Here is a 26,192-nt window from a genome sequence, read left to right as displayed (position 1 = left end):
CAAAACCCGTTACAACACAACGGCCTGATGAACCCATAAAAACAACCGCTGGCCTGCGCCGAGGGGGCTACTCCACGCCAGGTTATTAAAGGATTAATGCGATGGCCTTTTCATTGTCCCGCCTGGCCTTGCTGGGGGCGACGCTGTGTCTTGCGCTACCTCTGCACGCCGCCCCAACCCAAATCGAGCAGGGTCAATACGTGGCCCAACTGGGCGACTGCATCGCCTGCCATACCGCCAGGCAAGGTCAGGTGATGGCTGGCGGGCTGGAGCTGAGCACGCCGATGGGCACGATTTATTCGAGCAACATCACACCGGACCGCGACACCGGTATCGGCAACTACAGTTTCGAGCAGTTCGACAAGGTGATGCGCGAAGGTGTGACGCCAGCGGGCATGAACCTTTACCCGGCGATGCCGTATCCGTCCTACGCGAAGATGAGTGAAGGGGATATGCGCGCCCTGTACGCCTACCTGATGCAAGGCGTCGAGCCGGTGCGACAGGCCAACCTTGAGGCGGACATGGGCTTCCCGTTCAATCAGCGCTGGGGCCTGGCGCTGTGGAATGTTGCCTTTCTCGACAAGCAGCCGTTCCAACCCGACCCGCAGCGTAGCGCGGTGCTCAATCGTGGCGCCTATCTGGTCCAGGGCCTGGGGCATTGCGGCTCGTGCCACACGCCACGGGGCATCGCTTTCCAGGAAAAGGCCATGAGCGATGCGGGCCGCAGTGGCCGGCATTACCTGGCGGGTGAAACCGTCGAACACTGGCGGGCCCTGAGCCTGCGCAACCTGTGGACGGTCGAAGACACTGTGCAACTGCTCAAGACCGGGCAGAACCGCTTTGCCACGGTCGCCGGCAACATGGCCGATGTGATCCACCACAGCACCCAGCATTTCAGTGATGACGACCTCACGGCCATCGCCAGTTACCTCAAGTCCCTGCCGCCGGGCAAAGACGACCTGCCAATGCCATCGGTCGCCCATGCACCTGCCGCGCCGCCAGCCGACCTGTTCACCAGCCGTGGCGGCCTGGGTTATATGCAGTTTTGCAGTGATTGCCACCGCAGTGACGGCACTGGTGTAAAAGGCCTGTTTCCACCTTTGGCCGGGAACCCGAGCATTGCCTCGAACAACCCGACTTCGCTGTTGCATATCACCCTGACCGGCTGGGAAACCGCGCAAACTGCCGCGCACCCACGGGTCTATACCATGCCCGGTTTCAGCCGACTGGCTGATCAGGAAATCGCCGAAATTCTCACGTTCGTGCGCACCCGTTGGGGCAACGAAGGCACGCCAATCAATGCGGGCCAGGTGAGGAAACTGCGTGACCAACTCAACCCTGACACCACCGATTCGTCAGCCTTCGAAACCCCAAGGCTGGCGGATTTGCTCGCCGCACCCAACGCCGACCAGGTTATTCGCGGCATGCGCCTGCACCTGCAAACCAAGGCGCTGCTGCCGGATAACGTCGGCAATTCGCTTAACTGCACCAGCTGCCACCTCAACGCCGGCACCGTGGCGGACGGTTCGCCCTTTGTGGGCGTGTCGGCGTTTTTCCCCGGTTACGCGCCGCGTGCGGGCAAAGTGGTTACGCTGGAGGAGCGCATCAACGGTTGTTTCCGCCGCTCGATGAACGGCAAGCCATTGGCGCCGCAGTCAGCGGATATGCAGGCGATGGTCGCGTATTTTGACTGGATGAAAAACAACACCCGCCCTGAAGATAAAGTCGCCGGGCGCGGGGTGGGCAAGATCGACCCGGCGATCAAGCCGGACCTGGACAACGGCAAGCAGGTGTATGCCAGGCAATGTGCGGTGTGCCATGGCGATAACGGTCAGGGCCTGGCGCGTGCCGACGGCGAGCTGGTGTACCCGCCACTGTGGGGCGAGCAGTCGTTCAACATCGGCGCCGGTATGGCACGGCCTTACACCGCGGCGGCGTTTGTGAAGCGCAACATGCCGATCGGCTTCCACGAAAAATTCCCGTTGGGGCAGGGCGGCTTGTCGGATCAGGAAGCGGTGGACGTGGCGGCGTACTTTTCTGGCCAACCGCGCCCGGATTTCCCGGACAAGGTCAAAGACTGGCCCAACGGCGGCAAACCGGTGGATGCGCGCTACTAGTTCAACTGTCTAAGGCATGCCTCGAGAATATCCAGGCCTTGCTCCAGCACCGCAGGCTCCGTGGTCAGCGGTGCCAGCAGGCGGATGATATGCCGCGACTTGCCGCTGGGCATCAGCAGCAAGCCGGCCTCGCGTGCCAGGCTGAGCAGTCGGGTCAGTTGCTGGGGCGCGGGCGTGCCGTCGGCATGGGCCAGCTCGATGCCGCGCATGGCACCCACTCCGGTCAGGCGCCCCAGATAGGGCGACAGCTGTTGCTCGCGCCAGGCGGCATAACGGCGAACGATGGCGGCTTCCTGCTGTGACCCCCAGGTTTTCAATTGCTCGTCGTTCATCGCATCCAATGTTGCCAAAGCAGCCGCGCAGGCAATTGGGTTTCCGGAATAGGTGCCACCGAGGCCACCTTTGGGCAAGTTGTCGAGCAGCGCCTTGCGCCCGACCACCGCACCCAATGGCACGCCACCGGCGATGCTTTTGCCGAGCAGGATCAGATCCGGCTCGATGCCCAGGCGCGAGAAGGCAAAACGCTGGCCGGTACGCCCGAAGCCGGACTGGATTTCATCGGCAATCAGCAGGATGTTTTTCTCATCACAGAAGCGGTGCAGGGCCTGGGCGAACTCGATGTCCAGGGCCAGAAAGCCGCCTTCGCCCTGCACCGGCTCGATGATGAAACAGGCCACATCGTTTACGTCGATTTCCACGCTGAACAGACGGTCCATGGCCTTCAGGGCTTCGGTGCAGGTCACACCGTTATCGGCGCTGGGGTAGGGCAGGTGATACACCGGGCCGGGGAGTACGCCGACCTTTTGCTTGTAGGGCGCCACCTTGCCATTGAGGTTAAGGGTGGCCAGGGTGCGGCCGTGGAAGGCGCCGTCAAAGGCGATCACCGCCGTGCGGCCGGTGGCGCCGCGCACGATTTTCAAGGCGTTTTCCGCCGCTTCCGCGCCGCTGTTGGTGAGCATGCCGCTTACCGCGTAATCCACCGGGATAAACGCACAAAGGCGATCAATCAGCTCGATGTAGGGCGCGTGCGGCGCGGCGTTGAACGCATAGTGGGTAAGCCGCGTGGCTTGCTCGCGAATCGCTTCCACCACGGCTGGGTGACAATGGCCGAGGTTGAGCACGCCAATACCGCCGACAAAATCGATATAGCGCTTGCCCGTGGTGTCCCAGACTTCGGCATTTTTACCGTGGCTGAGGCTGATGGGGTGAACGATGGAAATCGACTGGCTGATGGTTTCGCGGCTCATGAATCGGGGACTCGGCAATGGCGGGCGTGTATTTATCTAAGCCGCGCAGCCGGCCTTGCCGCAAACGAAATAAAGTCGCTGGGTCATTCCAAATGGGAAGGAGCTGTTGCCTAAAGGTCGTTTGTGGCCACGCTGCAAACCTGACAATACTGCCGGGCAACCTCAGAAACCGGCGCGGGCAGCGCGGCGCCGAATAATAAAAGATTCACAGGGAGTGCCTCGCATGAACCACCTCAAAACCCTCATCGCGGCCACGGCCGTGGCGCTTGCCGGCAGTGCCCACGCGGGCGTGACCCTGGACGCGATCCAGAAAAAAGGCTTTATCCAGTGTGGCGTCAGCGACGGCTTGCCGGGCTTTGGCGTGCCGGACAGCCAGGGCAAGATGACCGGCCTCGATGTGGACGTGTGCCACGCTGTTGCCGCCGCCGTGTTCGGCGATGCCTCAAAAGTGAAGTTCACCCAGTTGACCGCCAAGGAGCGATTCACCGCGTTGCAATCGGGCGAAATAGACCTGATTTCGCGCAACACCACCTGGACCAGCTCCCGCGATTCCGGCATGGGCCTGGTGTTTACCGGCGTGACCTATTACGACGGCATCGGCTTTCTGGTCAACAACAAGCTGGGCGTGACCGGCGCCAGGCAACTCGATGGCGCCACCGTCTGCATCCAGGCCGGCACCACCACTGAACTCAACGTTTCGGATTACTTTCGCACCCACGGCATGAAGTACACGCCGATCACCTTCGACACCGCCGACGAGAGCGCCAAAGGCCTGGAAGCCGGGCGTTGCGACGTGCTCACTACCGACCAGTCGGGCCTGTATGCCCAGCGCATCAAGATGGCCCACCCGGATGAGTTCGTGGTGCTGCCGGAGGTGATCTCCAAAGAACCCTTGGGGCCGCTGGTACGCAAGGGCGACGACGAGTGGTTCAGCATCGTCAAGTGGACCCTGTTCGCCATGCTCAATGCTGAGGAAATGGGCATCACCTCGCAGAATGTCGAGGAGCAGGCCAAGTCCACCCAGAACCCCGACGTTGCGCGGCTGCTGGGGGCCGACGGCGATTACGGCAAAGACCTGAAGCTGCGCAAGGATTGGGTGGTGCAGATCGTCAAGCAAGTGGGCAACTACGACGAAGTGTTCGAGCGCAATATCGGCCAGGGCAGCGTGCTGAAGATCAAGCGCGGGCTTAATGCGTTGTGGAGCAATGGCGGCATTCAGTACGCACCGCCGGTGCGTTGACTGAACATTGCCTCAGGTGGGAGTTGGCTTGCCAGCTCCCACATCACTCCGACACCGCATCCTTGCCCGCCGCCTTGGACCGGTAGAGTGCTTGATCGGCACGTGCCATCAGCGCGGCGGGCGTTTCGCCCATCCGGCGCTCCACGACGCCCAGGCTCAGGGTGACTTTGACGTCGCCCACGGCGGGCATCTCGGCGATGGCCTGACGGATGCGTTCAGCCAATTGCCTGGCGGTATTCACCGTGCTTTTGGGCAGGACCACCATAAACTCATCGCCCCCCCAACGCGCGAGCAAATCACCCTGGCGCACACAGGTTTCCAGCCTCTCTACCACGCTCACCAAGGTCTGATCGCCGACGCCATGACCCTGTTTGTCGTTGATCGGCTTGAAGTCATCGATATCCATCGCCACCAAGGCCAGCGGTACGCGGAAGCGCTCGGCACGATCGCACTCCTCGAGTAGCACCTTCTCCAGGCGATAACGGTTGGCGATGCGCGTCAAGGCGTCCTGTTCGGCCAGGGAACGGTTCTCGTCCAACTGCAATTGCAGTTGCTGATTGACCCGTGACAATTCAAGGGTGCGTTCGGCCACCAGCGCTTCCAGCGACTGGTTGCGCTGTTGCAGCTGTTCGATGGAAATTTTGCGTGTATGGATATCGCGGTGCGCGCCGACCATGCGCGCTACTGAGTTGTCGGGGTTACGTGCAATGACGTAGCCACGGTCTTCGATCCACAAGTAAGTGCCGTCAGCCTTGCGGCAACGATACTCGGCTTGGTAATGGGGCGCGCGTTGGCTGATGTAGTCATCAAATACGGCCATGACGCGTGGATAATCGTCGGGGTGGATCACGTTCTCCCAGGTGAACACGCTGTTCTCCAGGGAGTGGCGGGGATAGCCAAGCATCATGTACCAGCCGGGGCTGCGGTACACGAACCCGGTGTTGGCATTCCAGTCCCAGATGCCGTCGCTGGCCAGTTCCATCACCGCATGCAACATGTCGGCGTTGAGTTCGGTAAAGTTATTGTGCAGCGGTTTATTGCCGGATGTCTCGTTCATCTGTGCACTTCCCTGCCGATGCTGGCTCCTACGGCCAGTCTTCATTGACGCCGGAACACCGTGGCTGACGTTACTCTACATCGCGGCTTGCGCGCTTTGAATAGGATGAGTGTGCTGCTTTAGTGGTGTGGCTATAGGCCATTATTCGGCAGGCGAAGAGACATGCGTTGTGCTCGCCTGGCACGAGCTTTCACGCCCTGGCGGGCCTTGCTTGGGTGTTCGATACGAGGCGAATTTCCACCTGTTGACCCAAAGCCCTTGCCGCACTGGCCAGGGTGGACAGGGTCATGCCCGCGTCATTTTGGTCCAGTGCTCGATCTACGGCGGTACGGCTGGTATGCATACGTTCGGCCAGCGCTTTCTTGCTGACCTTCTGCACTTTCATCGCCTCTGCCAACTGCCAGGCAATCACACGCTTCAACGCCCCGGCAGAGACTTCTTCTATGAGCCCTTCATCGTTGAGAAAATCATCAAAGTTGGAGCCGATATGCTTATTCATGGGATGTTCCTCAAAGCTTGTTTTTGCGATGTCTGGCGGTGTTCAGGTCGACTAAAGGTGTTTTTTGACTTTTTTTGATAAAGCCATGCAGCAAAACCATTTGGCTGGCAACCAAGGTAAAAATGACTCGTGCAGCATTCTCACCAAGATCGGTTCGGACCTCCCCAAGGCGATGCTCCAGCTTCCTGACCAACGGCATCCCTTGTGGCCATCCGAGTTGGACCGATTTTATGTCAGTGCCTATAAGCTTTTTTGATTCCCTGGGCAGTTCCATCAGCCATTCACGCACGGGTTCGTTGCCAGCCTCGGTTCGGTAAAATGCGACGTTCAACACGAGAGGTAGGTCGTTCACAGAGATTGCACCAAAATAGGTTCATAAGGCAATCAGCGATTGAAGGGGCTTTTCGCGAAGATTGGTCAGAGCCTGGCACTTATTTTGTGAGTTGCTGGGGTTGAAGCGTTTCAAAAAAAATCAGTAAAAATAAAGAGTTGTGAGTTTTCTGAAAGGTAGTGCGAGATTGATTTGCCGTGCGTAAGAAAACTCACTCCGGCGCCACCATCCGAGTTCGCGGCTTACCATCCGCGTTGTGCTGGTAAATCCCCTCCGGCTGGCCCTGCTCATTGAAAAACACTTGGCCGATGCCCGCCGAATTCCACAGCCGTTCACCCGCCTCGGCATGCTCCGGGATATGCGGCACCACCTGCATGGTGCGCCGGCGCGTGAAACCGTTGAGGGGCGAGCGCGGAGAGTAGAGCCAGCGGTTGAGGCGGTCGAACCACTCCAGCAAGCGCGCCGGGAACTGGTTCTTGATGCCGCTGCTGGTGATCTGCCAGATTTTTGGGCCGGCGCTGCGGTGGCGGATCAGCACTTCATAGACGAACGAGTAATGCACATCGCCCGACAGGATCACGTAGTTACCCGGCGTGCGCGAGTGGCGGAAGATATTCAGGATCACCTGGGCGGCGCCGCGATGGGCCATCCAGTTTTCGGCGTCTACCAACAGCGGGTAGCCGCACCAACTGAAGACCTTCTGCACGGTCTCGATCAGCTTGACGCCAAAGATAGGCGCGGGCGAAACGATGATGGCCGACGGGTGGTCCAGCAGGGCCTGTTGCAGTTCGCTCAAGGCTTCCCAGTCCAGCAGGCCGGAGGGTTGCTTGAGCGCAAACTCACTGCGCCAACGCCGGGTGCGCGTGTCGAGCACTACCAGTGCGGGCGTGGTGGGCAGCACGTAATGCCAGTGCTGAAATTTCAGCAGGCGCTGCAGCAGCTCATCGTGCGCAGCGGCGTGCAGGTGGTTGTTTTGAGTCTTGGCGGCCAGCGCCTGGGTGTGTTCCAGCAGTTCGCCAAACACATCCGGCTGGTTGCCCCAGCCCTGGCACAGCATATAAGCGAGCAGGGCATTGCCGATGATGCGTTGGGAGAATGGATGGCCGTAGGCGGTGGCTTCCCATTGGGCGCTGAGGTTCCAGTCGTCGGTGATGTCGTGATCGTCAAAGATCATCAGCGTCGACAGGTGCGCGAAAACCCGCGCAACACCGGGCAGGCCGTCACGGAACCGATCGACCTGCACCTGCTCACGGTCATAGCGCAGTTGTTCCGGCGCACTCAATGACGGCGGCTGTGGCGTGATCAGAGCCCAGGGCGTGGGTGACCACACCAGCAGGTACATCGCCACGACTTCGGCAAAGGTCACCAGGTGGTTGTCGGCGGTGCTGCTGGTAAAGATCGGTTTTTTCACACCGCCGAAAAACCGTTCGCGCAGGGTTTCGTTGCTGTCCAGTGCGGGCAGCAGATCCGCGCGGTGGTAATAGCTGGCGCGATGCTCGTAGAGGCTGGCGCTGTCATCTACCACGGCGCCTTCCAGGTATTCGTCGAACAATTCTAAACGCGCGATCAGCGCATGAATCGCCCGCAGCATGGGGCCGGCCACATCGTCGGCGTAGACCTGGTCGCCGCTCATCATCAACAGCGCCGGGCGTTCAGCCGGTGAGTGCGCATCGGCCAGCAGGCGGTCTACGCACAGCAAACCGTCATCGGCGTGGTGATGGGGTTTGCGGCACGAGCCATGCACCAACTGGTGGATGCGGCTGTGCACCACGAAATTTGCGCAGGCGGCGTCGGCATACAGCAGGTGCGGGGCCCATTGCGCAATACCACAGCCGTCGACCAGCAGGTCATAGTCGATGACCACATCCAGCGGCAGGGCGTCGCTCAGGGAAACGTCGATCAGATGGATAAAGGCGTGGCGGCCAACGGGCACGACCTGGCACTGCTGGGGGCCCAGATCGATCGTCAGGGCTTGGCCTTGAGGTGCTTGCAGCCTCAAGGCCAATCGCAGGGCACGGCTGCCCACCAGCCAGATCACCAGGCGCTTGGGTTCCAGGCGCCGAAGCAGTGGGCCGGCAATGACGGCGGGCAGTGTGTCGGATTGCGGCATGAAGCAAGCAGCTCATACAAGGTAGGGCTGAAAAGGTTAACGCAGAGGATGTCAGTGTTTTGTTAACCGCTTGCAGCGGACACCTGGCAGCCAATTGCCCCTTAATGCATCAGAGCTCGAAGCCACGTCCCAGGGAGACCAGGGACGAGCGAGAGGGCTTGGGCTTGGGCGGTAGGTTTTGCATCATTGGGACATTGTCGGGACTTTTGGGTTTTTCAGCGGGCTTGGTGTTCTGGTTAGCCAGGTGGGTGACCAGGTCGATGGCATAGCCAGGGAAAATGTTGCCGGTAATCATGGTAAAACCTCTTGCTCAAGTGGAGGATTGTTCTCGCATCAATACTCCCTTTGATTGCGCACCCCTTCAGTGGCATTGGCCGGGTTTACGTTCCCGGCCATAGGTTTCTGCATGTTTGATATTTGTAGGACTGAATGTGTTTCAGACAGGCTTGGGTACCGTAAACCTGAACTCGCTGCCGCGCCCCAACTCACTCTGCGCCTCAATCCGTCCGCCGTGGGCTTGCACGATACCTTGGGTGATATACAGCCCCAAGCCACTGCCGGTGGGGTTGTTTTCGGTCTTGGTCCAGTAGCGATCAAACACATGGGGCAATTGTTCGGGCGCAATGCCTTCGCCGGAGTCGCGTACCGAAAACACGATATCTTCACCATTGCTCATGGCGCTGATGCCGATATTGCCCTGGCGCGGGGTGAACTTGATGGCATTGCCGATCAGGTTCGACAGCACCTGGAACAGGCGCTCCGGGTCGGCATGGATCTGCAGGCCGGGTTCGGCGTTGAACGACAGGTCGATGCCTTTTTCCATCGCTAACGGCGCGAGCAGCGAATAGGCCTCTTCGAACATCTGGCTGACGTCCAGCGACACGGGCTTGACCACATAACGCCCGGCCTCGATTTTCGAGGTGTCGAGCAGGTCTTCCAACAGCACATTCATGCGCCCGGCGGCCTGTTGCATCGTGTCGATGGCCGAGGAAATTCGCCGTGAGGTATGTGGGCCATCGGAGCTGAAGGCCTTTTGCATCATGCCGCAGAGCATCGAGATGACCGTCATCGGGTTGCGCAGGTCGTGGGACACCACCGCCACCAGTTCATCACGGGCACGCACGGCTTGCTGTTCGCGCAGGACTTGGCGGGCCAGGTCATTTTCCAGGGCGGAGCGGCGCAGGTCGTTGGCGGCAAACCGGTCGCCGTGGCTCCACTTGGTGGAGATGCCGGCCATCTCGACTTTCCAGATTTCAAACGAGGTGCGTGGGCGCAGGCGCAAACCGGCGTCGGAGCTTTCCAGGTTCAGCGGCTTGTTCGGGTCGCCGCTCCAGTTGATGTTCTCCTTGACCTCTGGGCGGAACCACAACACGCCGTTATCCACAGGCTTGGGCAGGCTCATGGCCAGAACGCCACTGGCCACTGGCTGGAATTCGGCAGCTGGCGGGTACACCGATGTCAGGTTATGGCTGGAAAATACCGGCTCGCCACTTTCTTGCAGCCACCTGTGCAGCGCACGAATCTGCGCAGGCTCGGGGCAATTACCGTAACGGTGCAATTGCTTGTCTTCAATGATCGCCACGCCGCCCGACTGGGTCAGGTCCATCAGTACCTGCGGCTGCTGGGCCAGGCCATCGAAAACGTTTTGCTCCGAGGCTTTCATCGCGCGGTCCAGCAATGCCAGGGCTTCGACTTTCTCTTCGCGCTGGCGGATCAGGTCCAGGGCTTCCATGGCGCTGATCTGCAGCGACAACACCTGGCCGATGGTCTGGCAGGCAACACGCAGGTCGTTGGGCACCAGCAAGGGCTCGCGATTGCCGCAGCTGATCAGGCCCCACAGCTTATCGCCGGCCATCAACGAGATGCTCATGGACGACAGCACGCCCATGTTTTGCATGTATTGGCAGTGAATCGGCGACACACTGCGCAGGGTGGCGAAGCTCAGGTCCAGCGGCTGGTCAGTGCCCGGCCGCAGTTTGGGCAGCAACGGCACCGGCTTATAGGCAGCGTTCGGGATGATGCGCAGCCAGTTGGTGCGGTACAGCTCGCGGGCCTGTTCGGGAATGTCGGACGCGGGGAAGAACAACCCGTTGAACTGCTCCATGGACGGCGCCGACGCTTCGGCAATCACTTGGCCGTGGCCTTCTTCTTCGAAGCGATAGATCAGCACCCGGTCGTAACCGGTCATGGCCTGGATTTCAGTCACGCTGATTTCGTACAGCGCCTGCAGGGTTTTCGCCGACTGCAAGCGTTGCAGCATCTTGCCCAGGTCACTGGTGCGGCCATTCAGGGCGCGGGGTTTGAAGTTTTCAAGGCGCGGTTCGAATTCGAGCACCAGCACGTTCTGATGGCGATGCAGCAAGCCTTCAAATTGCGCACCATTGAGCGTGACATGCAGCGCCGGAGCATCGAGAAACCCGTTGTTTTCGGCGATCGATTGCACGGCTTGGGCAGGCTCAACGCCAATTAACTGGTGCAGCGGTTGGCCCAGCAGCGCCTCGGGCGCGTGGCCGAACAGGCTGCCCACGTTGGCGCTCACCTGAGTGATGTGCAGCTCAGGCTCCGACAACGTCAACAGCACGCCGTGGGGCTGGATGGCGCCCGGGAAGCGAATCGGTTCGTCGGCACAGTTGGCAAGCAGCTCTTCAAAATCGTCGGGTTTCATAGCAGTACCTCCTGGCGGGCGAGCCATTGCTCAAAGCCACTGAATGTAGAACAGGCGGCATCGACCGCGCGCTGTTTTGCGTCAGCATCCAGCGGCAGGCGGCCCAAATAATCGAGAAAGTTTTTCCAGTGGCGACCGGTTTCGGTGCCGTACACATCAAGGAACGCTCCGCCGTTATCGGCGTGTATGTCCAGGCGTCGGGCCATTTCCCGGCGCAGCACTTGGCCGCCCAGGGTGGCGCCTTCCAGTACATACAGGGCACCGAGGCAGGCCTCTGGGGTGTCGAAGGTCGGGTGTTGGGTGCAACGGGGCAGGGCGTTGATGGCGTAATCATTCAAGCCAAGGGCGCGCAAGTCGCCCAGCAGTGTGGGTGTTTTCACACGCAGTACAGCGTCATATCCGTCGGGGATCAAGCCACTGTCGAACAGCGCTGCTTCCATCGGCGCATAAAACCCGTAGTACGCCTGGAGCAAGCGCCGATACCAGCCGGCATTCAACTGATCGGAGAAAAACGGCAAGCGCTTTTCCAGCGCCACATGCAGCAAACCCGTGCCTGTGCGCAACGCTTCCAGCAATGAGGGCGCACTGACGTCATGGGCCTGTGAATGCATTCAATAAGCTCGAACTGTGGGCCTGAAGGCCATGAATGACGCGTGAAATGGGCGACGATTCTACACAAGTCAATGCCGTCAACCGTACGCACAAGGCGAAAAGCCTGACGGGTGGATCAGAAAAGTCGCTCCTTACGTAATAAATGACCACAGCGCATTGCAGCAAGTTCGGCTTAAGTGATGTCGCGACGCTATTAGTGCATGGAGGCGCCTTGCTGGGTCAGTGCCGTTTGCACGCACTCAACCAGGTGTTGCGCACTCCAGGGCTTGGGTAAAAACCGCACCGAGCCACCCAGTTGCGCCGCCAGTTTGGTATTGCCCGAGGTCAGCACCACCGGCACCGACGGCCAACGATGCGCGACCACCTTGCTCAAGTCATAGCCATTGAGTAACCCCGGCATCTGGATATCACTGACGATCAGGTCTACCGGGTCATCGCCGCGTTCCAGGTAAATCATGCCTTCATCCGCCGAAGGAAACGACGTCACATGCGCGCCGAAGTCCTCCAATACATCCACCATCAACGCACGAATGATTTCGTCGTCTTCCAATACCAAAATCGATGGCTGAGCCATGATCCTTACTCCTCCATCAGGGTTCAGTAGGGTGGAGTGGGCGCTGATTGATTAGGTTCGATTGGATGTTTTTTAAACGATGGGTGGTCGTTTTAGAGCGGTCGCGCGGGGTTACCCACAGCGGCACGCCGAATCGGATACAGGCATAATTACCGCATCGTTGCCCGCTGTGGAGCCCTGCATGAAGTACGCCTTACTGACCCTCGCCTTGATCCTCAACACCGCCCCGGCCTTGGCGGCCGGTGATGCCGAGGCCGGCGGCAAACTGTTCAGCAAGACCTGCGGCGGCTGCCACAGCATTGGTGAAGGCGCTCGCGGCGGCTTCGGGCCTGAACTGAACGGCATCATCGGCCGGCCTGCCGGCACCACCACCGACTATCAATATTCCGACGCGATGAAAAACTCCGGCGTGGTCTGGACCCGCGACAAACTCGCCGCCTATATCGAGGCGCCGAAGAAGGTGGTGAGCGGTACGCGCATGATCTTCTGGGGCATCAGCGACCCGGAAAAGATCGAAAACATCCTGGCCTACCTGGAAACCTTCCAGCCCAAGTAATCATTCGCGCACGTTCCTGAACAGCATCAAACGCGCACTTTCATGCAGCCCACGGGTCAGCCCCTGCAGGCGCTGAAACTCTTCGGGATGCTGCTCGGCCACATCGTCGCGCGGTGTTTGCGACGCCAGGTCATGCAAGGTCGGTGAGCCGCCGTCGTGCTGCATCTGCAACAGAAAGTGCTGGGTCACGCCGCCGATAATCGGGAAGGTGCCTTCGTGCAACACCAGTGGCACCACACGTTCGCCTTCCGGCGCCGGCTGCTGGATATCGCGGCCCATCGCACCATTACGGAACGGCACGCCCGCCATGCCGGCCACGGTCGGCAGCAAGTCCGCCAACCCCACGGCCTCCTCAATAACGCGTGGCTCAAGCCCCGGCGCATGGATCAGCAGTGGCACGTTGTTGCTTTCCAGGCCCAGTTGCTCGAAGGCAGGCGCCATGTGCGGGATCTGGCTGATGCGCGTGTTGTGGTCGCCAAAGAACACAAAAATGCTGTTGTCGTACCAGCCACCCGCCTTGGCGATGTCCATCAGGCGGCCGATGTTGTAATCCAGCAGGCGCACCGCGTTGTATTGCTCGACGCTGCGCGAACCGGCAGCCTGGGCTTGCTCCAGCGTTACGTTGTTAAGTTGGAAACCATCGTTTTGTTTGGGAATGGTGAAGGGCCGATGGTTGCCGGAGGTTTGCAGGTAGGCAAAGAACGGCTGGCCCTTGGGCACCGCGCTTAGCAGTTGGTCGCCTTCCTTGAACAGGTCCAGGTCAGAGATGCCCCACACGTCCACCCGGGGCGAGCGCCAGTGGCTTTCGTCAAACAGCTGCACGTCGTCGATGCTCTGGCGGATCAGTGCGTTGATATTCGCCCAGCCGGCGTTGCCGCCGATCATGTAGAACTTCTGGTAACCCTCGAAGGCGTTGATCAACGTGTGTTGCCGCGTGATCAGCGGGTTGCGCGTGGCGGTCTCCTGGCGGGTCACGTCGGGCACGCCGGTGATGCTCGCCCACACGGTTTTCGCGGTACCGGTGACCGGCACATAGAAGTGTTTGAAGAACCAGCTTTGGGTTGCCAGCTTGTCCAGGTTCGGCGTGGGGTTCAGCGGGTTGCCATAGGCGCCGACCGCACTGGTGCCCAAGGACTCGAGCATAACGAAGACCACGTTGGGCGGGCGCTCGCCGGCCAGTTTGTAAGGCTGCACACCTTGTTCACGGCTGAAATTCAGCTGTTGCGCGTCAGGCCGCTCAACGCCCAGGTACTCGGCCACTTGCGGGTAATGCCTGCGCACCTGGGTTTCATCGAATTGCGACTGGCCAACCTTGAGCGTGTCGTACAAAAACAGCACCGGGTTCAGGCCGACGGCGGCGACCTGGCTGTTGCCGGAGAAGAACGCATCGCTCCAGCGCAGCGGCACCGGGTTTTCCAGGTTGAGATTGGCCACCCGGCCAAGCAGGGCCAGCAACACAATGACCACACCGATCACGGACACCGACGCCACTGTAAGTTTGCCGATGGTTTTTGGCGCACGATCCAGCGTCAATCGCTCCAGGCACACCAGCGCCCACACCCACACGGCCACCGCCGCCAACCAACAGGCAGTTATCCACAGCACCGGGTAGGTTTCCCACACCATCTGTTGAGAAATCTGCGCGTCTTGCAGGTAGCGCAGCACCGTCGCGTTGATGCGCACGCCTAGATAGGCGTAGTGGCCGAAGTCGATGATGTAGATCAGGCCCACCGCGGCCAGTGCAATCAGCAGATAGCCGCGTGCCAGCCAGCGCAGGGCGGGCAGGGTGATAAGATTCCAGCGCGGCAGCCAGGCGAGCGCGGCCAGTGGCAGCAGAAGCAACACCGCCAGGCGCAGGTCGAAACGCAGGCCGATGCCGAAGGTTTCCAGCAAGCCCTCGGTGTTTAAATCCAGGCCGGAGAAGCTGATTAGAAACACCAGCCGCAACGCCGCCAGCAACACAAACACCAACCCGATCGCGCCCACGCCGTAGCGCAGGCGGCGTGATTGCAACGCAGTCATCATTAACCTTCCCAATTTCGAAAAACGACGCAGGCCAAATGTGGGAGCTGGCTTGCCTGCGATAGCGGTGTGTCAGTGCCCGATGTGCTGCCTGAGGCGGCGCATTCGCAGGCAAGCCAGCTCCCACAGTTTGAGTTGCATTAATCCAGCTACCAGGCAGTAACCCATCAACAGCGGGTCGACCAGGTAATCCCAATAGTTTTCCGACGCCTTGAGCCGCAGCGCAAATGCCAGCGTGCCCACCGCCAGCATCCACACCGCCAGCCTGTTGCGCAGCGCCAGCATCAACAGCGTCAATGCGCCTATCAACACAATCATCGGCCGAGGGTTAAACCCCCAACGGTAGGGATCGAAATACGTCAGCCCCATCGCCGCCGGGTACAGCACCAGGCACAGCCCGCCAAACAGCACCAGCAGTTGCACCTGATGTGGCCGGCCAAGCGGCTGCACCAGCCCCAACCGGCACACCGCCACCCACGCCAACAACACCAAGGTGCTGATCGCCAGGTCATCGGTAAAACTGCGCACATACGCCGCCAACGGCAGTTCATTCACCGGGATAAAGCTCAACGCCACCAACACCGGCAACAACCATGGCCGCCACGGCGCGGTAAACCGGAAGGTGCTGAGCAGCACAAACCCCAGCAATACAAAACTCAAATGGGCTTGCCACAACGCCATCATCACAAGCGCTCCGCCAGCCAGGCTTCGTTGAAGCTGACATGTTTGATAAAGGTGTTATTCCACGAGTACACCAAGTGGTACATGCCGTCCGGGCTGCGGCTGAAGTACGGGTATTCGTATTCGAAATCACAGCCACGGGGTTTGCACACGCGGTAATCCAGGTTGCTCAGAAAGCGCTGTTCCAGTGGCAGGCGCTTGGCGCCGCTGGAGGCACGGAAGCCTTCGCCGATGATTTCTTTATAAGCCTCTGGAGAGAACGGTTGGCCGAGCGGGTCCGGCGACTGGTCCAATTGCACCACCGTGCGCCATTGCGTCATTTGCGCGTCGGTGCCGTAGAGGCTGAGCTTGAAGCGACCGTCTTGCAGGTCGTTGAGGGCGACGAGTAAACCGTCGTCTTCAGTCCCTACGGCCGCCAGCGATGAATTGGGGTTGGCCGGTTCCAGCGGGAACGGCTCGCTCCAGGTTTGCCCGGCATCCTCGGTGCGGCTGGCGAGCACGCGGTGATGGGTTTCACCGGCGTAGCGCAGCATCGCCACGGCCCGCTGGCCGTCTTGCGCCACGATGGTTGGCTGCAGCGAATGTTTGCCGCGGCTGATGCGGAATTTGTCGATCACCGCGCCGTCGGCACTCAAGTACAGGTACTCGGCAAACTTGCCCATGAACTCGTGATACACCGGCAACCCGATGGAGCCATCGGCATGGAACACCGGTGCGGCGCGCACCAAGGTGCTGATATTGAAAAACGGCGAGGTCACCAATTGCCGAGGCGCCGACCAGTTCGCGCCGAGGTCATCGGAGACCATCACGTTGATTGCACTGGTGGCCCAGCCGCCGACTGACACCGACACGTAAAACATCCACAGGCGTTTATCCGGCCCCAGGGCAATGACCGGGTTGCCCAGTTTGCGAATGTAACGCTGGGTGCCGTCGCGGGTGCTTTCCCGCGTGGCCAGCACCTGCTCGCCGCCCCATTCGCCACTGCGTGCATCAAACCGTGCCGTGCGCACCTGCACATCGGCGGCGCCTTCGCGCGAACCGGCAAACCACACGGCCATCAAGTCGCCGCCGGGCAGGGCGGTCACGGAGGAGGAGTGCACAAAGTCGGTGAGCTGTGACGACACAAAACGGCTGGTGTATTGCGGGGCTGCCGCCACCTTCGCCGGGCTCGGGTTCGCCTGGGCGAACGGCGCCAACACGTGGGGCGGATGGCTCAGCCAGGCGGCGACAAAGACGCCTAGCAGGCTGAAGATCAGTAGAGCGCAGCGCATAGGAAACCTGTGAGAAGAAAGGATGACAGCGCACGTTCACCCGGCAGGCGCTTCCTGCGGCCGGTGAGCATGCTTAACGACAGGTGGTCCCGTACCTGCCGGCACAGTGCAAAACCAACCTTAGTGCAACCTTAGTTGGCAACGCGCCGTAACATCTTTCCCCGGATAGCCCGTACCGGAACCCGGCATGATTCCGCCGTTTCCTACAGAGATTTCGCTATGCGCTTGCTCCTCGTCGAAGATGACCGCGCCCTCGGCCAAGGCATTCGCGTGGCGTTGGGCGCCGAAGGCTACACCCTGGATTGGCTGCAAGATGGCCTCAGCGCCTTGCACGCCCTGCGTACCGAAAGCTTCGACCTGCTGCTGCTCGACCTCGGCCTGCCGCGCCTCGATGGGCTCGATCTGTTGCAGCAACTGCGCGCCGGGCAACACGACTTGCCGGTGCTGGTCCTCACCGCCCGCGATGGCACCGCCGAACGCATTGCCGGCCTGGATGCCGGCGCCGACGACTACCTGATCAAACCCTTCGACGTCGAAGAACTCAAAGCCCGCGTGCGCGCCCTGTTGCGCCGCAGTCAGGGCCGCGCCCAACCGATGCTCGAACACGCCGGCATCAGCCTCGACCCGGCCACCCAGCAAGTGCGCTATCAGGGCGATGAAATCATCGTCACCCCGATGGAGTACCAACTGCTGCACCAGCTGATGGTGCGCCCCGGCAAAGTGGTGACCCGCGAGCGGCTGTCCCGTGCTTTGTATGGTTGGCAGGACCGGGTTGAGAGCAACACGTTGGAAGTGTTGATCCATAACCTGCGCAAGAAGTTATCCACAGAGCTGATCCGCACCGTGCGCGGCGTCGGCTATGTGCTGGCGCTCAAACCATGAATTCGGTCCGCGCACGTATCCTTATTCCGGTGCTGGTATTGATCCTGCTCGGCGACGCCCTGATCAGCTGGCTGGTGCTGCGCGACAGCCACCATGAAATCGAAGAAGTCTACGACGCCCAACTCGCCCAAAGTGCCCGCCTGCTGCAAGGCGTACTGCGCCAGCGCGATCCTGGCGACGCAGACTGGGGCCGCCTGTATGAGGCGTTCGACCAGGCCATGAGCCGCGTGGGCGAGGAGGGCGTGGCTCATCCTTACGAGACCCGGCTGACCTTCCAGGTCTGGCGCAGCGACGGGCAACTGCTCATGCGGTCCGCCGAAGCACCGATCCTCACCGCACCGCCCACCACACTCGGCGCCCATGACCTGATGGACAGCGGCAACGACTGGTGCGCCTTCCTCCTCGCCGACGCGCAACAAGGCCTGCTGATTTGGGTGGGCGAGCGTGACGACATTCGCCAGAGCGTGATCGAGCGCATCGTGCGCCACACGCTCTGGCCCAGCATGATTGGCGTGCCGCTGCTGACCTTGCTGATCTGGCTGGCCATCGGCTGGGGGCTGACGCCCTTGCGCACCATGGCCCGCAAGCTGCGTGGGCGTAACACCAACGCCCTGCAACCGTTGCACGTGAACCCACTGCCGAGCGAACTGGAGCCGATGCAAACCGCGCTCAACCGGCTGCTGGTGCAGATGGACGACCTGCTGGAGCGCGAACGCCGCTTCATCGCCGACGCCGCCCATGAACTGCGCACGCCGTTGGCGATCCTGCGCATTCACGCACAAAACGCGCAAAACGCTGCGACTGAAGAACAACGGCGCGAGGCCCTGGACTTTTTGGTCAACGGCGTAGACCGCGCCACGCGTATTGGCAGCCAACTGCTGACCATGGCGCGCATCGAGCCACAACTGAGCAACCCCGTGCGCAAGCCCGTGCAACTGACGGAACTGGTGCGCGAAGAACTCGCTGAACTTACGCCGCTGGCCATGGAGAAAGGCGTGGAGTTGGTGCTGGAAGGCGATGAGGAATGCTGGGTGCAGACCGAGCCGGTGGCGTTGGCGATTGCACTGCAAAATCTGGTCACCAATGCACTTAACTTTTCGCCGGTGGGTGGCGAGGTGCGGGTGGTGATCGGCGCGCAGGGTTTGAGCGTGGAAGACCAAGGGCCGGGGATTGATGAGGCGGAGACGGGGCGCTTGTTTGAGCGGTTTTACAGCCGGGATAACGCCAATGGCGCGGGGTTGGGGTTGGCGATTGTGGAGATGATTGTGGGGAAGATTGGCAGTACGTTGAGCCTGCGCAATTTGGAGCAGGGCGGATTGTGCGCGCAACTGAACTTCACGGCTTGCATGGAAGCGCCTGCGGAAATACCACACCGTTGAACGTGTGGGTGCAGCAATCACAACCGGGCTTCATCTGTTCGGGCGTCAATTGGGGGTTAACCTTTTGCAGCAGGCCTGCCTCGTCGACCCACAAGCCGCTGTAATAGCTGGACTCACCTATTCGCACGTATTCGTCTTTGTCATTTTCATGCAGCGCAACCATCCAGAACACGGGCTCCGGGCGATCCAGGCGAGCGTTGGCTTGGCTGAATACTTTGTCCCATGGCTGACCGACTTTGGATAAGAGAAACCGAAATAGTGGTGTGTAATCGAAGCCGTGTCGTTGATGGCTATGCATTGAAGCGCGTGTGGACAGTGAGCGCTTTGCGCTTTTGGTATGCCGTTCATAGCGATAAGCGAAACAGCTGCCGTGGTGCACACCATGGGTCCGGGTGTTGACTGAGCGGTAGAGGAGGGGCTTTTTCATTACCTCAGAATTCCTTCTGGAGATGCTTTGTAGATGGCGGCCAGGCGCCTTGGTATTGGAATGAAATTTGATAGTCGAATCGGTTGGGCTCTATCACATGTTGGAAGAGGGGTTGGAGAATAGTTATCCAGCTTGGGAGAACGTTGTAAACGTCTGCATATATTGCGCTTTCCTCGCTCAAACCGAGTGCTTCAAAAGAACGGTCTGCGTCGACGATCTCCGCTGAGTACTCGTCCGCTTTCAAGTCGTCGCTGTGTTTTTCGTACCAGCGCAATCTGATTTTCATAACCATTTTTGGCACTCCTCTTTATCTGTAGATTCGACGTTTTGGGTCCGCCGGCCCGCGACGTTCGGCGGTATAAGGATCAAATGCGCCGAGGTGTTCCAAATCACTCTTTCGATAGACTTCCAGCTCACCTTTCTTGGCGTCCCATTCAAGTACCTTCCTCCTTTTTGCATCGATCCACCGCTCACGTAAGCCAGCCCCGCCTAGTCGTGATGTCACCGGCCTTTGGGGGATCAACCCTGGGAAGCCAGTTATATCTTCGGTTTTTGGTGCTGGAAAGTAATCATGGTCCGGATTTCTCAGGCCTTTGCGTGGCTCATTAACCACCACATACAGCGGCCGAACCCCCGACTCCACCGGGAACACCAGAATAAAATCCCGGTACTCCGGTGGATAAATCGGGTTCACCAGAATCTGCGCCGCCTTCTCCGTCGGCGGATAAATCCAGATCACCGGCGCTTGCGGCGCAGCCTCCAACGCCGGGATCCCCAGCGTGTCGCCCGGATCAACCGCAGGCGTCCAGATCAGCTCCACGCCCTCACCCAAATCCGCCACAAACTGATCGCCACGGCTTTGGAACTGCACCACATCGATCATCTGCCAGTCGGGGTTGTTGCCCGTGTAAAACCCATAACCCTTTAGAGTGCCATCCTCACGCTGCTCGACATGCAAACGCATCTGCGACCGTGCCCGTTGCAGCGAGCGTAATTGCTCCTCGCTGTAGAGCGCGCTATCGCCCAGCGTCGATGGCCACAACAACGCGACCAACCCAGTCAGCAGCCCACCGGCGACAGTGCCAACCGCAGTCGCTGCCGACTCCATTGCCGCCGAACGTAACGCCAACTGCCCCAAGCCGACGGGCAGGGCACTGCCGCTGATCTTGCGCAAGGCCACGGCGCCACGGCTGTCTACCTCGCGGCCACCCAACAGGCTGAAATGGCCGTAGTCCTTGATCAACTCCAGCGGTACGTAACCGGTGGGGTCGTTGTAGCGAATGATGCCGTTGGGCAGTTGGCAGGGTTTGGTAAAAACGCAGCCGGGCGGTTTGGCGGGTATTGGCGCTGGGGTGGGAGGCGGCTCAAATAAATCAAACGGCGGTGAATAAGGCACGCGCTTCGGCTGCGGTGTCAGGATCCGCCGTTTGAGTTGTTCTTCTTCGGTGATGGGGTACGAGCGTTCTGACATGACTGGCTCACTTCCTTGTGTGGGAGTGAGCCTATGAGGTGGGAGCGAAGGCTTATGTCGGCGTCGTTCGATGGTTGGTGTGGGAAAAGGAGACTGGCGTCTGATTAGTTATCGCCAGTTTTGATTATTGCGATTTGGGAGAGGAGGAGAGTGTCGTTTTGTTGTCTTCCTTCGACATCACCTGATCTCGAACGCCCTCGAAATTTTTCGCCACAGATAACGCCTATTAGCCGTGCCGCTTTCTGCGCTACTTTCCGCACGGTCACTGCAAATTCAGTGACCGGGCCTGATAACCCGTGGAACAATAGGCGCTCAAGCGTCTCCAGCACCATGCCGGCGCTTTTTTTGCGTCCGCACATCCGTGTTATGGCGGCTGTGCGCGGGAGGCCTTCGGGCCTGCCGGGTTCCTATTGTCCCGGTTTATCAGCCTGCGCACAGCTGCCACCCTTTCGCCTGATAACGAATGTGGCAGCTTCTCGACATTAGGAGCTAAATCCATGAGCATTTCTGACAGGCCATATCCTTGTAATACTGCAATCCACACCACCGCCCAACCCGGAGGTGCCCAATGATCAACCCACCTCTCAACAAAACCCTCGGCATCATCACCTTCTCCACCTGCGGCAAACAGCCCAACCTGCACCGTCTATTCCGCGTCAATGCCGGCGTGCCCATTCGCGATGCCCTGGAGCATGCTTCCGAGTTGCTGCACTGCTCCAAAATGCTCGCGTTGGATGCTGCCATGGACAAAGACGCGGACCGTTATGCCTGGGCGGCGCATTATTTGGGGGAGATGGCGAAGGCGGTGGTGGATGATTTGGCGAATGGGATGTTGCCCAATGGGGTGATGGAGGAGGGGGACGCTGTTTCGGTGTAAGCGGGTGGTTTGAGGGTGTGGCGGCTGGCGTCATCGCAGGCAAGCCAGCTCCCACATCGGTCGGTGTACATCTGTTGAAGCAGCGTTAGCAGTAAAAAAGACCTTGGGACGCCAGGGTCTTTTTTGCCTGCAGAATCCAGATCAAGCGTGCGCGATGTTTGTGTACGGCAGCGAGGCGAAGTCGATCATGTGCCTTACCGTGAGCGGTGTATGACGTTTTGCTCGCGGATCTGTATCTAACGCCCTGCTTTTCAACGCCCTACCATGGCACCCAGCACAATAATGCAGGAGCGACACCATGCCCGAACTGTCCAGCTGGCTTGCTTATGGCCTGATCTCCCTCGGCATGGTGCTGACGCCCGGGCCGAACATGATTTACCTCATTTCCCGCTCGATCTGCCAGGGGCGCACAGCCGGGTTGATTTCCCTCGGCGGCGTTGCCTTGGGTTTCCTCGTTTATATGTTCTGCGCAGCGCTGGGGATTACCGCATTGGTGATGGCGGTGCCTTTTGCCTACGACGCGCTGCGGCTCGGTGGCGCGTTGTACCTGGTGTACCTGGCCTGGCAGGCGGTGAAGCCGGGTGGCCGGTCGCCGTTTCAAGTCCGGGACTTGCCCCAGGACAGCCCACGCAAGTTGTTCATGATGGGCTTGGTGACCAACCTGCTGAACCCCAAAGTGGCGGTGATGTATTTGTCGTTGTTGCCGCAGTTTATTGACCCGAATGGGCATGGCAGTGTGCTGATGCAATCACTGATCCTGGGCTTTACACAGATTGCCATCAGCGTGAGCGTCAATGCGGTGATTGCAATGATGGCGGGCTCCATCGCGGTGTTCTTCGTCACCCGGCCGAGCTGGCAGGTGGTGCAGCGTTGGGTGATGGGCTCGGTGCTGATGGGCTTGGCTGTGCGGATGGCGGTTGAAGGGCGTCGGTGAGGTCATTCAGCGCGCCATGACGTTGACGATTACATGCAGGATGAACGCGGGGCCGTAACAGGGCTGGCCGTGTTCGTCCTCGATCCGCCATATGGAAGTGACTGTACACGTCTCCTTGGGCGCGGCGAATTCCACCGTGATACGCACCGGCTGGCCGGGCAGTGTTTCTGCAATGGGGATTTCGCTGCTCAGGCTGCGTAGGTGTGTGTCCATCACCACTTCCAACGGCGCGCCCGTGGCGGTGCGTCGGGCGATGATGTATTCGCCGTCCACGCGCACCAACTTTCGACCGCGCCAGGGGCGGGTGCCGAGGTTTTGAAGCTCCCAGGTTTTTTGAAAGATTTCACCGGGCAGCACAACGGTTTGGTCGGGGGTGGTCACGTCTGCGTTGAAGACGGCGATGTCACTTGTGTCACGCAGGCCGGTTGCTCGGTTGGTGATGGCCATTGAGTTGGCGTCCGTCGGCGCGCCCGCCAGGTCAGCGAAATAGCGGAACAACAGCAGCGGTGAAACCTGTAGCGCTTTGGCCAGCTTGATTAGCGTCCGTACCGAGGGATCTTGTGAAGCGCCGCCCGCCAACCCGTAGAGGTAAGTTCTGGAGATGCCTGCTTCCTTGGCCAATGTGGTCATGGGTTTGCCCAGCTCTCTGCTGCGTCTTACGACTAGAGCGCGGAGGGTGTCGCGAGTCTTGATGCTCAATTTAATTGTTAATCCCTGTCCTTGATGTGTCGTCACGTTGTTCGCCAAAAAGGACAACATGCTCGTCGTCAAGTGTATTCGGCAATGCACACTCACACTTCTGCTGGCGACGTTGTGACGGACATGGAAAGGTCCCTTTTGGGTTGGCTGTATCCAGTGTCGCGGTTTCTCACATGCTTGCGAACCTTGTGTGTGTTGCATTCCTTTACATCAATCTTTGGATATAGCTATGACTCAAATAAAAGCGTGCTGTGAATCCATTGCTCGATCAGGCTTTGGCACCCTACAAATATCTGATGCGATGCTGCAGGACTACAGAAAAATCGTTGAGGGGTACGCGGCAATTTCTCAAGCCACCAAAGAGTCATTTTCCTTTGCCTATGAAACGGACGGCTTTTTCCCTTTTGGCGCCGAGTATTCGTGTAACGAAGATCACCCTGATCTATGTGAGCGGTTTTGCTACTGGCCCGCGCACGCGCCGAAACGAAAGGCTTTCGAGTTCACTCGAAGCCCTTTCTACATGGCAGTGGATAGTTTTGAGAGACAGATCAGTGAGGTGGCTCAGGAGTTAATGGATGGCATTTGTCGAGAGTTTGGAGTCGCGCCATTGACGTCCTTTCGCTCTGCGTCCTACCTGCAGCTCTGTGTCTATGGTGCGCAGGCAACAAATTGCGTGCGTCGATTCGCTCAGGACCCTCATGAAGATGGTCATATGTTGTCGTTTATCAAACCTACCCGCGAGGGGCTGGTTTTGGTGAGGGGGCGTTCATTAGAGCCTGTTCGCCTTCTGGAAGGTGAGATTGCAGTGTTGGCGGGTTCCTTGCTCACAGAACTTTCCGATCATGCAATTCCCGCGGCCTACCATGCTGTTATTGCGCCGCATAAACCTGTTGCTAGAAGCTCTTTGATTTACTTTGCTAATCCGAGCCCGGAGCAGTTGTTGACGAGTTTTTTTCGCAGGCAAGCAATCGATCTTACCGGTGCTGTGAATGCTCGTCATACCAGCTTCGGTAATCAGCCTATTCAACCCAGTTAGTATCCTTGCGGACACGAACACTCCATGTTTACTAATGTTAGTGCCCTTTACGTCGAAGGCTTGCTTTTGGGCATCGGATTGTTCGCCGCTCCTGGCCCCAAGGACACTTTGGTCATACGCCAAGGTGTCAGCCGTGGCCCTCTCTGGGGAGTGGTTGCCATCTGCGTGTTCGCCGACATCCTTCTCATTGCTTTTGGCATTTCAGGATTAGGTTCGTTGTTGGGACGTCGCCCAGAGATGATGGCGTTTCTACTGCTATCAGGCGCGGCTTATCTGCTGTGGTTCGGTACCCAGCGCTTACGAGCGTGCATCCGCAATCAATCCATGCCGGACACGCAAGGTGGCAATTCGCAACGCGGACTTTTACGCACGGCGATAGTCCTTGGTTTTGCCAATCCCTACGCCTGGCTCGACACAGTGGTGCTGATCGGCTCTATCGGCGCAGCCAAGCCCGCAGGCCAACAAGCACTGTTCGCGACAGGTGCCATGACGGCGTCATTAATCTGGTTTGTGCTGTTGGCGCTGGGATGTCAGCAGCTGGCGTGGCTGTTTCGCACGCCCGTGGTCTGGCGATGCCTGGACGCTGGCGTAGCCGTATTGATGGTGTACCTGGCCGGTATGTTGATCACCGACTCACTGGATATCTTTCAGATAGTCTTTGAGGGTAATCAGCGGGGTACTTAGCTCATCAAGGCTGCTGGCCTGTTGCACATCTGTAAACAGTTTGAGCAGTTCACGGCCCAGCACCGTGTCGGCGCCGCCTAGCGCATTCAAGGCCTGGGCAATGCACTCATTTAGCTTGCGTTGAATCGTCGCCAAATCCCCCTGGCGCACCAACAACCCAAACACTTCGCGCTCATACCCATCCATCACCAGGTCATCGCGCAGCAACGGGCTCGCACCGTCCGTCTCATGCACCAGCTTGAGAGCAAAAAGCGCAACAGCTTCCAGCGTCAATTCCATGGTTCCGTTTCCTCGTTGTATGCGTTCGCCTGCCTATACTCACTTTTCTGCAGGCGAAAAAAAAGGCCTTGAATTTCAAGGGCTTTCTTTCGAACCTGTGTAAAAGCGGGTGAGAGCCGGTTTGATAGTCAGGGGCTGAAGAGACATTGCGCGTTTATGCAAATGTCAGGTCTGCTGATTCGCCGGCTTTTCCTCGCCGGCGATGGCAAACCGTGACGCCTGGGCAAGGTCGCGCGTTTGGCATTAGCCGCGCTGTCAGGCGATCGAGCACTCTATATAGCTGCAACCCTGGCGCTGTGAACTAATCGAAAAGAATGTCAGGAAGGGGGTTGACCACATATTTGAATGCTGTACTATTCGCCTCCCGCTGACGAGCAGCTTGAAGCCGGTTCTGGTTCAAGTAGTTGATTTTTATAAAGAAATCGCTTGACAGCAAATGAGGTCGCTGTAGAATGCGCGCCTCGGTTGAGACGAAAGATCTTAACCAACCGCTCTTTAACAACTGAATCAAGCAATTCGTGTGGGTGCTTGTGGAGTCAGAC

At 59.3% G+C, this 26,192-nt stretch carries 26 protein-coding genes; 9 read left to right on the top strand and 17 right to left on the bottom strand.

Annotation, left to right across the window (positions count from 1 at the left end; all coding sequences use genetic code 11):
• The first annotated feature begins 101 nt into the window (after positions 1-101).
• Positions 102-2,117, top strand: a complete 2,016-nt coding sequence (locus ASE80_RS07245) for a c-type cytochrome (protein ID WP_056858311.1) — start codon at positions 102-104, stop codon at positions 2,115-2,117.
• On the opposite strand, the gene ASE80_RS07240 is transcribed toward ASE80_RS07245, so the two are convergent.
• The gene (locus ASE80_RS07240; protein WP_056858310.1) at positions 2,114-3,364 is read right to left on the bottom strand and encodes a 2-aminoadipate transaminase; all 1,251 of its coding nucleotides are present in this window, start codon (positions 3,362-3,364) and stop codon (positions 2,114-2,116) included. The two genes, ASE80_RS07245 and ASE80_RS07240, sit on opposite strands and share 4 nt — an antisense overlap.
• A gap of 223 nt (positions 3,365-3,587) precedes the next feature.
• Here ASE80_RS07240 and ASE80_RS07235 point away from each other — a divergent pair, with 223 nt between their 5' ends.
• Positions 3,588-4,604, top strand: a complete 1,017-nt coding sequence (locus tag ASE80_RS07235) for an amino acid ABC transporter substrate-binding protein (RefSeq protein ID WP_056858309.1) — start codon at positions 3,588-3,590, stop codon at positions 4,602-4,604.
• 43 nt (positions 4,605-4,647) lie between these two features.
• Here the strand turns inward: ASE80_RS07235 and ASE80_RS07230 are convergent, their stop codons facing one another.
• From ASE80_RS07230 to ASE80_RS07195, 8 genes are all read right to left on the bottom strand, one after another.
• Positions 4,648-5,661 (bottom strand): sensor domain-containing diguanylate cyclase, encoded by a 1,014-nt coding sequence (locus ASE80_RS07230; RefSeq protein WP_056858308.1) that lies wholly within the window; start codon positions 5,659-5,661, stop codon positions 4,648-4,650.
• Positions 5,662-5,851: 190 nt separating this feature from the next.
• Complete coding sequence (locus ASE80_RS07225; protein ID WP_056858307.1) at positions 5,852-6,160, bottom strand: XRE family transcriptional regulator; 309 nt, start codon at positions 6,158-6,160, stop codon at positions 5,852-5,854.
• Positions 6,161-6,170: 10 nt separating this feature from the next.
• Entirely contained in the window at positions 6,171-6,512 is a 342-nt protein-coding gene (locus tag ASE80_RS07220; protein WP_177336509.1) for a type II toxin-antitoxin system RelE/ParE family toxin, read from the bottom strand.
• Between the two features lie 190 nt (positions 6,513-6,702).
• Complete coding sequence (locus tag ASE80_RS07215) at positions 6,703-8,601, bottom strand: alkaline phosphatase D family protein (protein WP_056858306.1); 1,899 nt, start codon at positions 8,599-8,601, stop codon at positions 6,703-6,705.
• Between the two features lie 109 nt (positions 8,602-8,710).
• Positions 8,711-8,896 (bottom strand): hypothetical protein, encoded by a 186-nt coding sequence (locus ASE80_RS07210; protein WP_056858305.1) that lies wholly within the window; start codon positions 8,894-8,896, stop codon positions 8,711-8,713.
• Positions 8,897-9,037: 141 nt separating this feature from the next.
• Positions 9,038-11,266 (bottom strand): ATP-binding protein, encoded by a 2,229-nt coding sequence (locus ASE80_RS07205; protein WP_056858304.1) that lies wholly within the window; start codon positions 11,264-11,266, stop codon positions 9,038-9,040.
• Positions 11,263-11,877, bottom strand: a complete 615-nt coding sequence (locus tag ASE80_RS07200) for a biliverdin-producing heme oxygenase (RefSeq protein ID WP_056858303.1) — start codon at positions 11,875-11,877, stop codon at positions 11,263-11,265. Before ASE80_RS07200 ends, ASE80_RS07205 begins: the two co-directional genes overlap by 4 nt.
• A 194-nt stretch (positions 11,878-12,071) precedes the next feature.
• A complete protein-coding gene (locus ASE80_RS07195; protein ID WP_056858302.1) occupies positions 12,072-12,452 on the bottom strand; it encodes a response regulator in 381 nt (126 codons plus the stop codon).
• A gap of 181 nt (positions 12,453-12,633) precedes the next feature.
• Here ASE80_RS07195 and ASE80_RS07190 point away from each other — a divergent pair, with 181 nt between their 5' ends.
• Positions 12,634-13,008 carry a c-type cytochrome gene (locus tag ASE80_RS07190; protein WP_056858301.1) on the top strand — a complete coding sequence of 125 codons (375 nt, stop codon included), beginning with the start codon at positions 12,634-12,636 and terminating at the stop codon, positions 13,006-13,008.
• On the opposite strand, the gene ASE80_RS07185 is transcribed toward ASE80_RS07190, so the two are convergent.
• From ASE80_RS07185 to ASE80_RS07175, 3 genes are all read right to left on the bottom strand, one after another.
• Entirely contained in the window at positions 13,009-15,030 is a 2,022-nt protein-coding gene (locus ASE80_RS07185; protein WP_056858380.1) for an LTA synthase family protein, read from the bottom strand.
• A 72-nt stretch (positions 15,031-15,102) separates the two neighbouring features.
• Positions 15,103-15,714: a hypothetical protein gene (locus ASE80_RS07180; protein ID WP_056858300.1), complete on the bottom strand. Its 612-nt coding sequence runs from the start codon at positions 15,712-15,714 to the stop codon at positions 15,103-15,105.
• Complete coding sequence (locus ASE80_RS07175; protein ID WP_056858299.1) at positions 15,714-16,982, bottom strand: sialidase family protein; 1,269 nt, start codon at positions 16,980-16,982, stop codon at positions 15,714-15,716. The genes ASE80_RS07180 and ASE80_RS07175 overlap by 1 nt, the downstream gene beginning before the upstream one ends.
• Before the next feature lie 219 nt (positions 16,983-17,201).
• Here ASE80_RS07175 and ASE80_RS07170 point away from each other — a divergent pair, with 219 nt between their 5' ends.
• A complete protein-coding gene (locus tag ASE80_RS07170) occupies positions 17,202-17,864 on the top strand; it encodes a response regulator (protein WP_056858298.1) in 663 nt (220 codons plus the stop codon).
• Complete coding sequence (locus ASE80_RS07165) at positions 17,861-19,243, top strand: ATP-binding protein (protein ID WP_056858297.1); 1,383 nt, start codon at positions 17,861-17,863, stop codon at positions 19,241-19,243. Before ASE80_RS07170 ends, ASE80_RS07165 begins: the two co-directional genes overlap by 4 nt.
• On the opposite strand, the gene ASE80_RS07160 is transcribed toward ASE80_RS07165, so the two are convergent.
• Genes ASE80_RS07160 through ASE80_RS07150 form a run of 3 tightly spaced genes read right to left on the bottom strand, consistent with a single transcriptional unit; the run spans position 19,200 to position 21,141 of the window.
• On the bottom strand, positions 19,200-19,670 hold the full coding sequence (locus ASE80_RS07160; RefSeq protein ID WP_056858296.1) for a hypothetical protein: 471 nt from the start codon (positions 19,668-19,670) through the stop codon (positions 19,200-19,202). The genes ASE80_RS07165 and ASE80_RS07160 overlap by 44 nt on opposite strands.
• 4 nt (positions 19,671-19,674) lie before the next feature.
• Complete coding sequence (locus tag ASE80_RS07155) at positions 19,675-19,962, bottom strand: colicin E3-like toxin immunity protein (RefSeq protein ID WP_056858295.1); 288 nt, start codon at positions 19,960-19,962, stop codon at positions 19,675-19,677.
• A gap of 15 nt (positions 19,963-19,977) precedes the next feature.
• Positions 19,978-21,141: an S-type pyocin domain-containing protein gene (locus ASE80_RS07150; RefSeq protein ID WP_056858294.1), complete on the bottom strand. Its 1,164-nt coding sequence runs from the start codon at positions 21,139-21,141 to the stop codon at positions 19,978-19,980.
• A gap of 568 nt (positions 21,142-21,709) precedes the next feature.
• Here ASE80_RS07150 and ASE80_RS07145 point away from each other — a divergent pair.
• Together ASE80_RS07145 and ASE80_RS07140 are read left to right on the top strand one after the other, a co-directional pair.
• The gene (locus ASE80_RS07145; protein WP_056858293.1) at positions 21,710-22,018 is read left to right on the top strand and encodes a DUF3077 domain-containing protein; all 309 of its coding nucleotides are present in this window, start codon (positions 21,710-21,712) and stop codon (positions 22,016-22,018) included.
• Positions 22,019-22,316: 298 nt separating this feature from the next.
• Positions 22,317-22,952 carry a LysE family translocator gene (locus ASE80_RS07140; RefSeq protein WP_056858292.1) on the top strand — a complete coding sequence of 212 codons (636 nt, stop codon included), beginning with the start codon at positions 22,317-22,319 and terminating at the stop codon, positions 22,950-22,952.
• Between the two features lie 6 nt (positions 22,953-22,958).
• Here the strand turns inward: ASE80_RS07140 and ASE80_RS07135 are convergent, their stop codons facing one another.
• Entirely contained in the window at positions 22,959-23,711 is a 753-nt protein-coding gene (locus tag ASE80_RS07135) for an NBR1-Ig-like domain-containing protein (protein ID WP_256598354.1), read from the bottom strand.
• Positions 23,712-23,880: 169 nt separating this feature from the next.
• Here ASE80_RS07135 and ASE80_RS07130 point away from each other — a divergent pair, with 169 nt between their 5' ends.
• The gene (locus ASE80_RS07130; RefSeq protein WP_056858291.1) at positions 23,881-24,687 is read left to right on the top strand and encodes a 2OG-Fe(II) oxygenase family protein; all 807 of its coding nucleotides are present in this window, start codon (positions 23,881-23,883) and stop codon (positions 24,685-24,687) included.
• A 24-nt stretch (positions 24,688-24,711) separates the two neighbouring features.
• A complete protein-coding gene (locus ASE80_RS29930) occupies positions 24,712-25,371 on the top strand; it encodes a LysE/ArgO family amino acid transporter (protein ID WP_082463576.1) in 660 nt (219 codons plus the stop codon).
• Here the strand turns inward: ASE80_RS29930 and ASE80_RS07125 are convergent.
• Complete coding sequence (locus ASE80_RS07125; RefSeq protein ID WP_017134664.1) at positions 25,321-25,650, bottom strand: hypothetical protein; 330 nt, start codon at positions 25,648-25,650, stop codon at positions 25,321-25,323. The two genes, ASE80_RS29930 and ASE80_RS07125, sit on opposite strands and share 51 nt — an antisense overlap.
• Between the last annotated feature and the right edge of the window lie 542 nt (positions 25,651-26,192).

This window comes from Pseudomonas sp. Leaf15 (assembly GCF_001421425.1).
In the GTDB taxonomy this organism is placed as follows: Bacteria; Pseudomonadota; Gammaproteobacteria; order Pseudomonadales; family Pseudomonadaceae; genus Aquipseudomonas; species Aquipseudomonas salomonii.
The sequence above is the reverse complement of the archived record's forward strand: the minus strand, read 5'-3'. Positions and strand labels throughout refer to the sequence as shown.

Coding starts and splice junctions, on each gene's coding strand:
- ASE80_RS07145 (WP_056858293.1), top strand. CDS start 21,710: ATGATCAACCCACCTCTCAACAAAACCCTCGGCATCATCACCTTCTCC.
- ASE80_RS07170 (WP_056858298.1), top strand. CDS start 17,202: ATGCGCTTGCTCCTCGTCGAAGATGACCGCGCCCTCGGCCAAGGCATT.
- ASE80_RS07125 (WP_017134664.1), bottom strand. CDS start 25,650: ATGGAATTGACGCTGGAAGCTGTTGCGCTTTTTGCTCTCAAGCTGGTG.
- ASE80_RS29930 (WP_082463576.1), top strand. CDS start 24,712: ATGTTTACTAATGTTAGTGCCCTTTACGTCGAAGGCTTGCTTTTGGGC.
- ASE80_RS07185 (WP_056858380.1), bottom strand. CDS start 15,030: ATGACTGCGTTGCAATCACGCCGCCTGCGCTACGGCGTGGGCGCGATC.
- ASE80_RS07160 (WP_056858296.1), bottom strand. CDS start 19,670: ATGAAAAAGCCCCTCCTCTACCGCTCAGTCAACACCCGGACCCATGGT.
- ASE80_RS07150 (WP_056858294.1), bottom strand. CDS start 21,141: ATGTCAGAACGCTCGTACCCCATCACCGAAGAAGAACAACTCAAACGG.
- ASE80_RS07135 (WP_256598354.1), bottom strand. CDS start 23,711: ATGTTGTCCTTTTTGGCGAACAACGTGACGACACATCAAGGACAGGGA.
- ASE80_RS07230 (WP_056858308.1), bottom strand. CDS start 5,661: ATGAACGAGACATCCGGCAATAAACCGCTGCACAATAACTTTACCGAA.
- ASE80_RS07245 (WP_056858311.1), top strand. CDS start 102: ATGGCCTTTTCATTGTCCCGCCTGGCCTTGCTGGGGGCGACGCTGTGT.
- ASE80_RS07130 (WP_056858291.1), top strand. CDS start 23,881: ATGACTCAAATAAAAGCGTGCTGTGAATCCATTGCTCGATCAGGCTTT.
- ASE80_RS07165 (WP_056858297.1), top strand. CDS start 17,861: ATGAATTCGGTCCGCGCACGTATCCTTATTCCGGTGCTGGTATTGATC.
- ASE80_RS07200 (WP_056858303.1), bottom strand. CDS start 11,877: ATGCATTCACAGGCCCATGACGTCAGTGCGCCCTCATTGCTGGAAGCG.
- ASE80_RS07175 (WP_056858299.1), bottom strand. CDS start 16,982: ATGCGCTGCGCTCTACTGATCTTCAGCCTGCTAGGCGTCTTTGTCGCC.
- ASE80_RS07140 (WP_056858292.1), top strand. CDS start 22,317: ATGCCCGAACTGTCCAGCTGGCTTGCTTATGGCCTGATCTCCCTCGGC.
- ASE80_RS07240 (WP_056858310.1), bottom strand. CDS start 3,364: ATGAGCCGCGAAACCATCAGCCAGTCGATTTCCATCGTTCACCCCATC.
- ASE80_RS07225 (WP_056858307.1), bottom strand. CDS start 6,160: ATGAATAAGCATATCGGCTCCAACTTTGATGATTTTCTCAACGATGAA.
- ASE80_RS07190 (WP_056858301.1), top strand. CDS start 12,634: ATGAAGTACGCCTTACTGACCCTCGCCTTGATCCTCAACACCGCCCCG.
- ASE80_RS07195 (WP_056858302.1), bottom strand. CDS start 12,452: ATGGCTCAGCCATCGATTTTGGTATTGGAAGACGACGAAATCATTCGT.
- ASE80_RS07180 (WP_056858300.1), bottom strand. CDS start 15,714: ATGATGGCGTTGTGGCAAGCCCATTTGAGTTTTGTATTGCTGGGGTTT.
- ASE80_RS07210 (WP_056858305.1), bottom strand. CDS start 8,896: ATGATTACCGGCAACATTTTCCCTGGCTATGCCATCGACCTGGTCACC.
- ASE80_RS07205 (WP_056858304.1), bottom strand. CDS start 11,266: ATGAAACCCGACGATTTTGAAGAGCTGCTTGCCAACTGTGCCGACGAA.
- ASE80_RS07155 (WP_056858295.1), bottom strand. CDS start 19,962: ATGGTTATGAAAATCAGATTGCGCTGGTACGAAAAACACAGCGACGAC.
- ASE80_RS07235 (WP_056858309.1), top strand. CDS start 3,588: ATGAACCACCTCAAAACCCTCATCGCGGCCACGGCCGTGGCGCTTGCC.
- ASE80_RS07215 (WP_056858306.1), bottom strand. CDS start 8,601: ATGCCGCAATCCGACACACTGCCCGCCGTCATTGCCGGCCCACTGCTT.